Consider the following 13295-nt stretch of genomic DNA (forward strand, 5'->3'; position numbering starts at 1 on the left):
CAACTTCATCATGGAGATCAAAGCTGCGCAACCTTACAAAGCAGAAGTAGTTGAACTTTTAAGTTTGGCCAAACTACCTTATGCAGATCTGCCGGAAACACTGAACAATTTCTTTGTCGCCATTAACGATGGCGAAGTCATCGGGGCCGCCGGAGTGGAGATCTACGGCAGTAATGGTCTACTGCGTTCGGTGGTCATTCACCCCAATTTCCGAAAACAAGGCATCGCCGCTCAACTCTTGCAAAAAATTGAAGCTACAGCCTTAGATCAAAACATGACCAAGCTTTTTCTGCTGACAGAAACAGCTCCTGGTCATTTTGAAAACCATGGCTTTAAACGCGTCAGCCGGGAAGAAGTGCCCGAACCGTTAAAAGCTTCATCCGAATTTTCCCATGTCTGCCCGGTTTCGGCAGTCGTTATGTCAAAACCTCTAATTAAATTATAAATGAAAAACATATTAGTGCTCTGTACAGGAAACAGCTGCCGCAGCCAAATAGCCGAAGGTTACCTGCGTTATTTTGCAGGTGACAAAGCAACTATTTACAGCGCAGGTATCGAAACGCATGGCGTAAACCCCAAAGCCATTGAGATCATGAAGCGTGATGGTATAGATATATCCGGCCATACTTCCAACAATGTAGATGAGTATGCCGATATCCCTTTCGACTACGTGATCACCGTTTGCGATAACGCGAAGGAGAATTGTCCTTACTTCCCAACCAAGGCTATTAAACTGCATCAAAATTTTCCGGACCCGGCCAAAGCTACTGGTACAGATGAACAAATTATGGAGCAGTTTCGCGAAGTGCGGGAAATGATCAGGCAATACGCAAGGAATTTCGTGAACGAAAACCTAAAGGACTAATGAGTATTGACCACTGCGCGCCGACTGTTGAAAGACAACGATTAGGCTTTATTGACCGTTACCTCACCTTGTGGATCTTCCTGGCGATGGCCATTGGTGTTGGCCTTGGTTATTTTTTCCCTTCATCGGCCACTTTTATTAATTCCTTTTCGAGCGGTACCACCAATATCCCGCTGGCCATTGGCCTGATCCTGATGATGTATCCGCCATTGGCCAAAGTGAAATACGAGAACATGGGCGAAGTATTCCGCAATACTAAGGTATTGAGCGCTTCGCTGATCTTGAACTGGATCATCGGTCCGATACTCATGTTTATTCTTGCCATCACACTATTGCGCGACCATCCTGATTATATGATCGGGCTGATATTGATCGGGTTGGCCCGTTGTATCGCGATGGTTGTGGTTTGGAACGAACTCGCTGAGGGCAACCGTGAATATGCCGCCGGCCTGATCGCTTTGAACAGTATTTTCCAGGTGCTGTTATACAGTGTTTATGCTTATATATTCATTACGATCCTGCCGCCCCTATTCGGCTTAAAAGGTCTGGCTGTTAATATTACGATCGCAGAAATTGCCAAGTCGGTCGGCATCTATTTAGGTGTTCCATTTGCAGCGGGCGTGATCAGCCGTTATACGCTCATTAAACTGAAAGGCGAAACATGGTTCAATACCAAATATGTACCCTTCATATCGCCGATAACTTTGATCGCCCTGCTATTCACTATTATCGTCATGTTCAGCTTAAAAGGTGATCTGATTGTAAAAATACCATTCGACGTAGTGCGCATCGCTATCCCATTAGTGATCTATTTTACCATTATGTTTATTGCCAGTTTTTTTATCGGCAAGTCATTCGGTGCCGATTATTCAAGATCGACATCTATTGCCTTTACGGCAACCGGTAACAATTTTGAGCTGGCTATCGCTGTTGCCATCGGCGTGTTCGGCATTAATTCAGGTGAAGCATTTGCCGGTGTGATCGGCCCGCTTGTGGAAGTTCCGGCGCTGATAGCATTAGTGAATTTGGCTTTTTGGTTTAGAACCAAATACTACCCAGCCTGATCCTAAAAAATAAAACGACCGACCGAAAAAAGGGCATTTGATACTTCTCGACCCCATGTTCATCTATACCAAATGCAGGATAGCGTACAAGGCGCTCACTGAGATCAATATCCATAACGCCACACCCTGCACCAAGGGTTTGAATCCTACTGAAGCCAATACCTGGCGAGATAGACCTGCACCGATCAGGAACAGTGTCAAGGTAAGTCCAGCTTTCGCTATCATGACCATGTAGGGGCTGATCAGTTTTACTACCGGCAGATAAGTGTTGGCGATCATTGCCAGAATGAATAACCCGATGAAATAAGGAATAGCTACTTTTTTAGATTGGTTTTTGAACAGAAAGGTCGACAAAAATGAGATCGGCACGATCCACAGCGCCCTGGCTAATTTCACTGTAGTAGCTACCTCTAAAGCGTGTGCGCCGTATTTACTGGCAGCCCCGACAACAGAACTGGTATCATGAATGGCAATGGCACACCATAAACCGAACTGGGTTTGTGATAAGTTGAAGTAATGCCCGACTACCGGGAACACAAACAGCGCGATAGAGTTCAGTATAAACACACAACCTAAAGCGACAGAGATCTGTTTTTCTTCGGCCTTGATCACCGGAGAGATGGCTGCAATGGCGCTGCCACCGCAGATAGCCGTACCGTTTGAGATCAGGTAAGAAGTTTTCGTTTCGATCTTCAGCCATTTGCCGATCAGGAAACCGAACACCAAAGTACTGCTGATCGATGCGATGGTAAACAGCACGCCTTCTTTACCGGCCTGCATGGCGCTATGCACGTTCATACCGAAACCCAACCCCACAACCGATACCTGTAACAACAAGTGTGTAGCCTTATGATTTAAATGCAGGTAAGGGTGACCTGATAATTGTGCAACCGCCAAACCTAATAACAGCGCGATAGCCGGACTGACGAATGGTGTAAGGCACAAGGTCACGCAAATAATAAAGATAAATTTGCGGGTGTTTTCGTTCAGGTGAAGAAATGTATGGGTTTGAGTTAATTGATGTTGGGTATCCATGATCTTTGCTTTTGATACCCCAAAATTCCGTCTTATTTAGTGATGATTTTTATCATAAAAGGCGATGGCCGATAACTACAGGTTATGGTAATTTTGAAACCAGCTGTAATTAAATAGCTGCCCGGTATTAAATGGCGTATGATGGATATGCTCCATACTTCCCGTTAAATGAAAGTGCTCCCGGAAAATGTTTGATAATGAAGCAGGTGAATGACGTTCAACCGCTAATCCGCTGCACTTTTCCGGGCCATCGATACTAAAAGTCCCGATGATAAGTTTTCCATTAGCGTTTAAATATTTAGCTACCGCCGCCACATATTTGATTTGATCTTCTGGTTCGGTAAGAAAATGAAAAGCTGCGCGGTCATGCCAAAGGTCATATTGATCGCCGGTTACAATATTCAGTACATCGCTCACGATCCATTTAATTTCATTGGATTTATCGCCTAATCTCAATTTTGCTCTACCAATGGCTTTAGCGGAAATATCCAAAACGGTGATGTTGGTGTAGCCCAATGCCAGCAGGTGATCGGCCAATAAACTGTCCCCGCCGCCGATGTCGATGATCGCGGCATCCTTGGGAAGGTCAAAACTATTGATGATCGTTAACGAGGTTTACGGTATTGGCTCGTACCAGCTTACTTCGGTCAGTTTTTTCTGAGCATAAACGTTTTCCCAGTGTTCTTTTTTGTTTGCCATTGTTAGGATATAAAGTTTTTGATCGCCTCGCCCAGATCAAATACCTTGGTTTTTGTCCCCAACGCGTTGGCAATGATACTGCTTCCCGCAGCACTGCGGTACCCACCGGCACAATGTACTACGACAGGCTTACTTAAAGGTATATTCGCTAAACATTCCCGAAGCTCGTACAGTGGAATATGGATGGCGTTCCTGAAGACCGGCTGTGTTTTTATTTCTGCTTCATTACGGATATCGACGATAGTATATTGCTCCGGGTGCGCTGCAAAATGCGCCAAATGCAGCTCTGCCATTTGTTCATCGCCACCCGCTACAACGAATGCAGCTTCTATAAAAGCTTCGTAACCGATCTTTGCCGTTTTGCTGATCAATTGCTTTAATTTCTCCTCATTTTCCGCTACCAGGTAAAACACTTCTTCCGGCGCGATGATACTACCCAGCCAAGTCTCGAACTTGCCGCCGTCCTGGATATTGATCGATCCCGGTAGATGCCCCTTTTTAAAATCTGCTTCAGGCCTTGCATCAATAATAAACAGTTTGCTGTTTAACGTAATTGGTTTTTTGACAGGGACATCGGCTAAAGCTGTTTTTAAGCCTATGGCACCATGCTTATTTAAGGCGACATCGTAGGCGAAATACTTGGGTATAAACGGTTGGTCTGCCAATAACTCGCGCACAAATTCCGCTTCGCTAATTTCCTGTAATGACCAGTTACCTGCCTTTTCCGCACCAATGGTACTGCGGTTAGCTTCGCTCAATGCTTTGCCGCATAAGGTACCTGCCCCATGTGCCGGATAAACCCCAACCACATCATCTAAAGTCAACAATTTATCGCGTAGCGAATGATACATTAGTTTAGCCAACTCCTCGCGCTTCGCAGTTAGGTTACCCGCCTGCTCGCGCAGATCGGGCCTGCCGCAATCACCAATAAATAAAGTATCACCTGTAAATACAGCTTTGTCCTTGCCATCATGCTCCAGAACAATGCTGATACTATCTGGCGAATGCCCTGGTGTGTTCAAAGCTTTCAATTTTATTTTACCGAATACGATCTCATCACCATCATCAAATGTTTGATGGGCATATTCCGCGCCCAATAGCTTGGAAGAATAAATGACCGCGCCGGTAACCTGTTGCAATTCCAGATGTCCGCTTACAAAATCCGCATGCGGATGGGTTTCGATCACAGCGATGATGGCAGCACCATGCGTTTGGGCAAAAGACAGGTAGGGCGTAATGTCTCTTGACGGGTCGATCAGCACGATCTTGTTTTCGCATTCGCTTAATACCGCGTAAGAATAATGCGATAGCCCTTTATCTTCAAATTGTTCAATTTTCATATCAATGTGGAAGTTTTTCACGTAATAAACCATAAACCCAGGTACCTGCTATGGCGCTCAACAGGGTAACTGAGGTAACTAAAATGCCGCTGCCGATCTGCGCGAATATGGGGCCTGGGCACGCACCGGTAAGCGCCCAGCCCAATCCGAAGATCAAACCACCATAAACATAGCCCCAGTTAAACTGCTTATCCGGGATGATGATCGCTTCCTGATGGATCGTTTTGATATTGAATCGTTTGATCAACAAGATGGAGATCATGGCGACTACAATAGCACTGCCGATGATGCCATACATGTGGAAGGCTTGCAGGCGGAACATTTCCTGTATGCGGAACCACGATATCACTTCGGATTTGATCAGGATGATACCGAAGCACATCCCGACCAGTAAAAATTTCAGGTTCCTCATAGCTGTAATAAATAAGGTAAGATCAACCAGGTCATTACAAAGCCGCCGATCATAAAGCAACAGGTTGCGACCAGCGAAGGCCATTGCAAAGAGGAAATACCCATAATGGCATGCCCGGATGTGCAGCCCCCTGCATAGCGGGTACCGAAGCCGACCAGGAAACCGCCGACAACGATAAATACAAATCCTTTTAAAGTTGCAAGCCCTTTGAAACCAAAAATATCCTGCGGCAGCAGCCCTGTAAAATCTTTGATGCCTTGTTGCTGTAAAGCGGCGGTAGTTTTAGGGTTGATGGCTACCGGGCCGGGGTTGGATAACAAATGCGCAGCGATGAATCCTCCCAACACTATACCGGCGATAAAAAACAAGTTCCAGGCATCTTTCTTCCAATCAAACTTAAAAAAGGAAACATTTGCAGGAATGCATGCCGCACAGATCTGCCGCAAGGTGGATGAGATGCCGAATGTTTTGTTACCCAATAGCAATAGCGCCGGGACGATGAGGCCTATTAATGGCCCTGCTACATACCAGGGCCAGGGGTGTTTAATGATATTCATAGGAGTTGGTTAAAGTGCTTATTAAAACAAAGATACCCATAGCCAGTACAAACCAGCCAAAGGCCGGTTTCAGGCGCGTATCGCTGATAAACCGCGTAAGGTAACTGCCGAGAATGATACCGGCAATGGCGAAACCCGAAAAGATGGCTAAGAACGAATAATTGATGGCTACATGCCCGGTGATATCACCCAATACCCCCAATAGCGAGCTGATGGCCATCACCATGAGCGAGGTGCCTATAGCTTTTTTCATCGGCAGACCGGCGAATAATACCAGTGAAGGGATGATCAAAAAGCCACCGCCAACCCCCACAAAACCAGTGATGAGGCCAACCGCTATGGCCTGTAAGATAAGCCTTCGGTAATTGATCTCAATTGATGCAAGTTCGATTCCTTTTGTCCGTTGTAGCATGGAAACTGATGCGGCCAGCATCAACCCGGCAAATATCAGCATCAGCAGCATACTTTTGGTTAACGCCCAATGGCCGAGGGTAAATAAATGAACTGGCATGATCGGCATTACCCATCGCCGCATTATAAATACCGCCGTTAATGAGGGTAAACCGAATAAGAATGCCGTTTTCACATCTACATTGCCCTTTTGATAATGGCTGGCCGCACCTGCGGTGCTTGCGAGCCCAACTACAAATAAAGAATATGTGGTGGCCAATACCGGATCAATAGCAAAAAAACAAACGAGAATAGGTACGGTTAAGATAGAGCCACCACCGCCTATCAAACCGAGGGATAAACCAATTAAAACCGAAGCTGCGTAACCTGCTATTTCCAAAATCTGATGATTGATGGAACAAAGCTATCCGCTTTAAGCCCGGTAATTAGTGACTTATGTTACACAGGGAAATTTAAAGTGATCTTATTGCGGGAAAGAATGATCATTTCCTTCTTTTCCATCTGTTTAAGCAGGCGTGAGATCACTTCGCGCGTAGTGCCTAACTCTTCTGCCAGTTGCTGGTGCGTGAGCTGAAACTCATGGGAATTAAATACCGCAGCCTTCTTCTTCAGCAGTTCAACAATGCGGTCGTCCAGTTTTTGAAAGGCCACTTCGTTAATTACCGTGAGTAATTCCTCAAAACGCTGGTGGTAAAGCTTAAAGATAAAATCGGCCCATTCGGGATAGCTCTTTATCCATTCGCTGGCTTTGGTAATGGGCAACATCAGTACATCGGCATCCTCTTCCACCTCCAGGTGTACTTTCGAGGTATCTTCATGTATCCCGGCCAGGAATGACATGATGCAGCTTTCGCCGGGCTTAATGTAATAAAGTAATATTTCGCGGCCATCCTCATCCTGCCGCATCACCCGCATACTGCCGGATAAAAGCACCGGCAACGAACGCACATAACTGTTTGACGACATCAGCACCGTACCGGCAGGCAACTGCTTACGCTGGCTATTTGCCTCTAATTCTAATTGCAACGCAGGGCCAAACTGTATCATTGAGTAAATTTAGCAGTCTTAAGATCTATTACCTAATACTGCTTCTTCAAATGCTAATACTAAAACCCGGTTGCATGGCCTGATGAAATACGATCCCTCGTTTTTCAAAGTGCTTACTATAGGTCTCGTAGCGTTGTTTTAAAAAGAATTCCTTGGCGTAGCCATCGTGCACCGGTAGTACGGCCTTGGGTTTAATATGATCAGCAAACTCCGCTACCGCTATCTCTGTCGTAAACGGAGCCATAACAGGCAGTATTAATAATTCAGGCTGTTGAAATTCATCATCATAAGTGCCAAAAGAATCCGCAGGATTTAAGACCCTGCCATCGATCAAGTAGGCCTGCATATCAGGCAATGGACTATCAAGAATATTTTCATGTTTTACATTGATCGCCTGCAAAGCAAAAGGACCGATATCGAACAACCCGGCCTCAACCAAGTTATAAGATAGCCCGGACTCTTTTAATTCTTTAGCGACTTCTTTGTTGGTATAAATCTTAGCGCCGCTTAATTTAACGATGGCTTTCAGTTGTTCCACGTCCAGGTGGTCGGGATGACTATGGGTAATGATGACAGCATTGACTTTAATAAATTGCTCCACTTTTACTAAGTCCTCGGCAAATGTAAACTTACCGGGATCGAATAATAACTGAAAACCGTCTTTTTCCAGTAGTAGGCAAGAGTGGATATATTTAGATATTTTCATAGCATTTGAATATGATAAATAAACCCTCAAATGATGGGAAAGTTTCCAGCCCAACCAAGCTATCAGATCCTATTGCCGTAAAGAGATCTATTATGGTAAACAGACATCGCGATAACTAAATATTATCGAACATTTTTTTTGACCAATTTGATACATCTCTTATAAAAAGCTGCCTGTTCCTTTCACTTCCTGCTGGATATGCTGTAATTAGAATTTTAGACGAGGGAAAATCAGCATCGACGGCAGCTTTGCAGATAACGGGAGCAATACGCTTCATTAGAATAATAACATGATCAGGTTGAAGCGAACGCATGCGATCTGCCAACTGCCGGGCAGCATAACCCGTTGGTTTAGTCAATATTTCTTTACCCAAAGGATAAAGGTGATCCAAGACGCATCCGGACTTGTTAAAAAAGTCAAGAAAGTCGTCAGCAGAACTAAATTTACCAAAAGCCTGTTCAAAGGCCGTGCGCATTGCCCGGAATAAATTGGTGTTCTTTAAATAAAAATGTTTATCGATAGAACCAGGCGCTTCAGCAATAAACATGATGATGACTTTATTTCTCTTTTCAGTCATATCAGAGGCTTATAGGCTCTTATAGCTTTTAGCGAATCGCATAAATATTTCTGCTAACGATGAAGGTTGACCGTGTGGCAGGATAAAATAAAATGGACGCTCTATAGTCAGATCTTTGATATCAATGATCCTGCATTCGTTGTATTTTAGTTCTTTTAATATCGACTGCACAGATACAAATGCAAAACATTTGCTGTGTAGCAAATAAGACTTTATACTTTCCGTGCCGCCTAACTGCATCTCGATATTCAGATCTGATAACTTAATATTGAAAGGCTTTAAAGCGTGAGCAATGACGTCCAAAGTCCCTGAACCTGGTTCACGTAGTAATAAGGGTAAATCTTTTAATTCTTCCGGTTTAATGCTGTCCTTTTTAAAAGTATTTGAGGCGCTACAGATCAGCACCAGTTCATCACTCAAAAATTCCTGATAGCTGAGTTGCGGATTACGCAGGATGCCCTCTACTATACCCAGATCGATCTCTTTGTTTAACAATGCCAGTTCCACCTGCTCAGTATTACCGGGCACCAGGTTCACTTGTACGTCTCTAAACTTTTCGTGGAACCGGGCTAATACCGGGGGGATCACGTATTGCGCAACCGTATTACTGCCACCGATACGCAACGTACCCGAATGTTTTTTGATCAGCAGGTTCATATCAAAGTCCAGCTCGTTGTAAACAGCGGCCAGTCTATCCGCATAAGCCAGCAACATTTCGCCAGCAGGTGTGAGCGATATTTTTTTATTCCCGCTACGTTCTATCAGCGTCGTTTTGAACTGTTCCTCCAGTTCTTTGATATGCTTGGTTACCGCAGGCTGGCTGATATACAACTCAGCAGAAGCTTTAGTAAAGTTCAGCCTCTTGGCCACTGTATGAAAAACCTGTAATCGAAAATCGAACATACTGATAAATGTTATTAGCTAAGTCGGAAAAATAACAACAAAAATGGGAAAGTAGCTGCTGCCAAGGCGATGACTGATACAGCTATATTTATAACCTTGTTGCCAATTATTATTGCTTGGTCATCAAATTGATAATGTACATAACGTTGAATAGTTTTCATGATCTCTTTGCTTATAACTCAAAGATCAATCATAACACCAAGTCATTTTCATCGTCAAAACAGATGGTTGATAGCCTAAGGTTATGAAAAACAGCTCAAGCATATAAGGCAAAAACAGGCTGATTCTGTCGTTCAGTTCATGTTAGGGTTTTAAATATGAGCTTTATTCCCAGCCCCATTTCTTAAATATCACATGGCCATCGACACTTTGCAAGAACTGAATGAACTGTTTGGCTTGCGTAGCCTGTTTGGTATTGGATGTAAGTGCTACCGGCGTACCACGATATAAGCGTGATGCCAAAGACAATTCCACAACTTGCGTAACATCCTTCAAATTATTGTGCCACGATGCGTAGGTGATCCAGGCATCATAGCTTTTGTCTTTCTTCCAGGCCTCGATGCCCAGCGCGGTATTGGCGTAGGAACCGCCGATGTTTTTTTGTATCGCGCCGATCAGGTTTTCTTTACCGGCGATATCTTCCCACAAGCCCAACTGCCCGGCTCCGTTCACGTCCAGCACTTTTATACCGGGTTTGGCAAGATCTTTTAAACTTGTGATCTGTTTTGGATTCCCCGACCTTACCAATATGGCCGCGCGTCTTTTATAAAGTTCCACACGTGTGGCTGCATCAACCATTCCCGGATGGGTTTGCATGAACTGCGTAAGCATATATTCCGCACCGCCGTAGATCACATCGCCGTCTGCCTGCGCTTGTGAAAGCCACTTCGGTTCCGGGCCACCGGTTACTTTTACAGGAATACCTGTTTTAGCGGTGAATGCTTTAGCGCAATCCTGCATGGCTGAAAGCGGGCCGCCGGGTCCGTAAATGTGAAGGGTGTCTTTTTGGGCGAAGGCCACAGCTACATTGGCCATGAGAACTATGATAATGATCGATCTTTTCATATTGTTATTTTGTTATAAAACCATATTTCCGGTAAATTGATTTGGCTACCGGGCTTACTAAAAAGTCCATAAAATCCTGCGCAGCCTGCGCGTGCGGCGCGGCCTTTAATTGTCCGGCCACATAAGTGGCGCTGATGTTATCTTTCTCAGGGATCTCCACCATATCTGCCGGGTAACCGATCATTTTCTGATAATAGGCTTCGGTGTACCATACCGGTGCAGCATCACTCTGTTGATACATAATGCGCATTGGCGTTTGCCTGTGGTGTATCTGGGTTAGAAAAGTTTTGCCGTTTTTAACCTTGGTATCCATGATCGTATTTTTTAAGGTTTCACCGCCCACTTTTACATAAGCTTCCTCTATACGTTTACCAATTCCTTCCCACTCCGGATTGGGCATGCTTACACGCACATCGTTACGCCCAAGGTCTTTCAATCCCTTCACTTTTTTAGGATTACCCTCTTGCACCATAATAGCTAAACGGTTGTAGGCATAAGGTGCGGTCTTGCTGAAATATTCCGGCATCTGATCGATCCGGCTTTTTCCTGCAGTGTAAACATCGGGTTTCAAGGTGATACGCATGTTCCCAATAACAATGCTGCCACCTATGATCTGCTTAGCCAGTATGCCCGGTGGCAAGGTTTCGGCAAATACACGCTGGTATTGCGGGTATTGTTTTTTGAACGCGGCCAGCAGGTCGTCTATACACATGAACTGATTTCCGGCAAAGAATACCACCAGTTGCGGGTCGTTAATGTCGCCGAACAGATCGGGTACATTGTCGACTCCCGGGACGGTAAATTGCACCTTGCTTTCAGGCGGGGTATTCCAGGGTGGATCAAATCGGTGATCCTGTGCTTTTACCTGGCTACTCAAGGCTGTTATTGCTGTTATTGCAAATGTTATTTTTTGAAGATATTTCATGATGGTTTATATAAATTGAATGAGGATGCTTATTAGGGATGTACAGTAGCCCAGCCTTCGTATTGGCGGATGATGATCTCACCGTTGCCGCTCGGCACATAGGAGATGAATGGAAACAGGTCGGCTTTGTCAATTTTCCTTTCCTTGATCGTGTTATCGCACTGTGCCAGCACCACTCCCTTTGCCTGTAGGTCCTTTAAAGTTTGCTCATAGGCGCTACTTTTCATGTAAACAGCCACGCCGTCACCAAAAGCGATCAGTTCAACATGGAGTTTACCTTTTAGTCTTGGATCTTCCAGCGCGTTATTGATGTTCCTTAACGTCCCCTTGATCTTTTTATCATCGCCGGAATTGATGATGTAAAGCGCATCGTAATGCTTGAGCTTTGCGGTTGCGCCCGTAAAGGCGGCGGGATCGGTTTGTTGTGCTTTAACAGTTTTTGTGAAAGCGGTCAGCGCGAAGGCTGCTAAAATGATGATGTACTTTTTCATGGTTCTTATTTTATGATTTGATGATTGATGCTTGTTTTTGTGCGTCTTTGATGGGTTTGAACGGCCCGTATTTATGCTGCTTCTCGCTGAACTGGTCGGCGTAAGGCCCGAACGGGAAATCGATCGGTTTCTTTTTCAGGTCTTTCCAGTCATGTTGCTGATCCTTATGAGGGCGCGGCTGGGAGTTAACAAAGGCGCCAACGTTCCAGGCCTCTTCATCTGTTAATTGCGGACTATGATATGAAGCGCCATATGGCATATTGTTTTTCACAAAACCTGCAAAATTGGTCAGCCTGTACATGCCTGCGCCATCGTTATAGCTGTGCTTTCCCCATAACGGCGGATTGGCGTAGGTTTTTTTATCGGCGTTAAGCAGGCCCTCGCCATTAGCACCATGGCAGCTTTGGCATTTCATCATAAACACTTCCTTGCCCTTGGCCGGGTCTGCTGCCTGGTCCATGAATGCCAGCTTTTCTGTTGCATTTCCAAATAGTTTCTGACCTTTCTTTACGTCCTTGCCGATCCACTTCATGTAAGCCAACATGGCCTGGATCTCTTTACTGGATGGGTTAGGTACTTTACCGGCCAAACTACGCTCGAAGCATTCAGCGATGCGTTCTTCAGGCTGCTCCACCCTGCCACTCCTGTTGCTCAGTTTTGGATAACTAGCAATAAAGCTGGCATAATTATTACCGAAAAGGCGTGACCCGGCATCAAGGTGGCAGTTCTGACAATTCATCCCGTTAGTGATCTTCGCGATGCTGCCTTGAGGGCCAAAATATCTGGCGGTATGTGCTACAAGCTCCCTGCCATATTTGATCATCTCGCCATCTTTACCGGCAGGTATCGTATTATCATTTGGAGCTTTCCATGCATCAGCCGGAATAGGGCGTGGTGTCGTACCGGCAGAGGCTTCGGTAGATGGAATGGTAACTGGTTGGTCGGATCTGCCATTTATCTTCTGGGAATCCTTACCAGGTAAATGACCAGTTGGTACTATCAATGTCACGATCACCACTATTATACAAACCGCAAACAAAACACTTACGGTAATTAAGGCCTTTGATACTTTTACCAAGGCTTTGGTCACTTCTCTATTTTCGTCTTGCTGTTTCATTTTGTTTGTTGGTTGATACATCAAAAGTACAAGCGAAAAAGGCTGAAGTTATATCACAAAATTTGATGATTGATAACCTGT

18 protein-coding genes are annotated in these 13295 nt (G+C 44.9%); 3 read left to right on the top strand and 15 right to left on the bottom strand.

All coding sequences use genetic code 11. The features are described 5' to 3' along the window. Window positions 1-10 precede the first annotated feature (10 nt). From arsN2 to arsB, 3 genes are read left to right on the top strand one after another with little or no spacing between them, the layout of a single operon-like run. Complete coding sequence (arsN2, locus tag D0C36_RS14845) at window positions 11-445, top strand: arsenic resistance N-acetyltransferase ArsN2 (RefSeq protein WP_117392393.1); 435 nt, start codon at window positions 11-13, stop codon at window positions 443-445. Beyond that, window positions 446-865, top strand: coding sequence for an arsenate reductase ArsC (locus D0C36_RS14850; protein WP_117392394.1), 420 nt, complete (start codon window positions 446-448; stop codon window positions 863-865). It begins immediately after the preceding gene. After that, window positions 865-1929, top strand: coding sequence for an ACR3 family arsenite efflux transporter (gene arsB, locus D0C36_RS14855; protein ID WP_117392395.1), 1065 nt, complete (start codon window positions 865-867; stop codon window positions 1927-1929). Before D0C36_RS14850 ends, arsB begins: the two co-directional genes overlap by 1 nt. 63 nt (window positions 1930-1992) lie before the next feature. Here the strand turns inward: arsB and D0C36_RS14860 are convergent, their stop codons facing one another. The 15 genes from D0C36_RS14860 to D0C36_RS14925 form a co-directional block, all read right to left on the bottom strand. Continuing rightward, window positions 1993-2964: a YeiH family protein gene (locus D0C36_RS14860; protein ID WP_117392396.1), complete on the bottom strand. Its 972-nt coding sequence runs from the start codon at window positions 2962-2964 to the stop codon at window positions 1993-1995. Window positions 2965-3039: 75 nt separating this feature from the next. Beyond that, window positions 3040-3567, bottom strand: a complete 528-nt coding sequence (locus tag D0C36_RS14865) for a class I SAM-dependent methyltransferase (RefSeq protein WP_199502046.1) — start codon at window positions 3565-3567, stop codon at window positions 3040-3042. Window positions 3568-3665: 98 nt separating this feature from the next. Continuing rightward, window positions 3666-5003, bottom strand: a complete 1338-nt coding sequence (locus D0C36_RS14870) for an MBL fold metallo-hydrolase (RefSeq protein ID WP_117392397.1) — start codon at window positions 5001-5003, stop codon at window positions 3666-3668. 1 nt (window position 5004) lies between these two features. After that, window positions 5005-5415, bottom strand: coding sequence for a DUF6691 family protein (locus D0C36_RS14875; RefSeq protein WP_199502029.1), 411 nt, complete (start codon window positions 5413-5415; stop codon window positions 5005-5007). Continuing rightward, on the bottom strand, window positions 5412-5972 hold the full coding sequence (locus tag D0C36_RS14880; RefSeq protein WP_117392399.1) for a YeeE/YedE family protein: 561 nt from the start codon (window positions 5970-5972) through the stop codon (window positions 5412-5414). Before D0C36_RS14880 ends, D0C36_RS14875 begins: the two co-directional genes overlap by 4 nt. Beyond that, window positions 5959-6762, bottom strand: coding sequence for a sulfite exporter TauE/SafE family protein (locus tag D0C36_RS14885; RefSeq protein WP_117392400.1), 804 nt, complete (start codon window positions 6760-6762; stop codon window positions 5959-5961). The genes D0C36_RS14880 and D0C36_RS14885 overlap by 14 nt, the downstream gene beginning before the upstream one ends. 59 nt (window positions 6763-6821) lie before the next feature. Further along, a complete protein-coding gene (locus D0C36_RS14890; protein ID WP_117392401.1) occupies window positions 6822-7430 on the bottom strand; it encodes a Crp/Fnr family transcriptional regulator in 609 nt (202 codons plus the stop codon). 46 nt (window positions 7431-7476) lie between these two features. Further along, window positions 7477-8136: an MBL fold metallo-hydrolase gene (locus tag D0C36_RS14895; RefSeq protein WP_117392402.1), complete on the bottom strand. Its 660-nt coding sequence runs from the start codon at window positions 8134-8136 to the stop codon at window positions 7477-7479. A 115-nt stretch (window positions 8137-8251) separates the two neighbouring features. After that, entirely contained in the window at window positions 8252-8713 is a 462-nt protein-coding gene (locus tag D0C36_RS14900) for a hypothetical protein (protein WP_117392403.1), read from the bottom strand. A 9-nt stretch (window positions 8714-8722) separates the two neighbouring features. Beyond that, complete coding sequence (locus D0C36_RS14905; protein WP_117392404.1) at window positions 8723-9616, bottom strand: LysR family transcriptional regulator; 894 nt, start codon at window positions 9614-9616, stop codon at window positions 8723-8725. Between the two features lie 14 nt (window positions 9617-9630). After that, complete coding sequence (locus tag D0C36_RS24540; protein WP_157541623.1) at window positions 9631-9777, bottom strand: hypothetical protein; 147 nt, start codon at window positions 9775-9777, stop codon at window positions 9631-9633. A gap of 163 nt (window positions 9778-9940) precedes the next feature. Further along, the gene (locus D0C36_RS14910; protein ID WP_117392405.1) at window positions 9941-10681 is read right to left on the bottom strand and encodes a substrate-binding domain-containing protein; all 741 of its coding nucleotides are present in this window, start codon (window positions 10679-10681) and stop codon (window positions 9941-9943) included. 4 nt (window positions 10682-10685) lie between these two features. Beyond that, window positions 10686-11606, bottom strand: a complete 921-nt coding sequence (locus D0C36_RS14915) for a molybdate ABC transporter substrate-binding protein (protein ID WP_117392406.1) — start codon at window positions 11604-11606, stop codon at window positions 10686-10688. Between the two features lie 32 nt (window positions 11607-11638). Next, window positions 11639-12097, bottom strand: coding sequence for a DsrE family protein (locus D0C36_RS14920; protein WP_117392407.1), 459 nt, complete (start codon window positions 12095-12097; stop codon window positions 11639-11641). A 10-nt stretch (window positions 12098-12107) separates the two neighbouring features. Then, the gene (locus D0C36_RS14925) at window positions 12108-13214 is read right to left on the bottom strand and encodes a c-type cytochrome (protein WP_117392771.1); all 1107 of its coding nucleotides are present in this window, start codon (window positions 13212-13214) and stop codon (window positions 12108-12110) included. Window positions 13215-13295: the final 81 nt, after the last annotated feature.

The organism is Mucilaginibacter conchicola (assembly GCF_003432115.1).
GTDB classification, from domain to species: domain Bacteria; phylum Bacteroidota; class Bacteroidia; order Sphingobacteriales; family Sphingobacteriaceae; genus Mucilaginibacter; species Mucilaginibacter conchicola.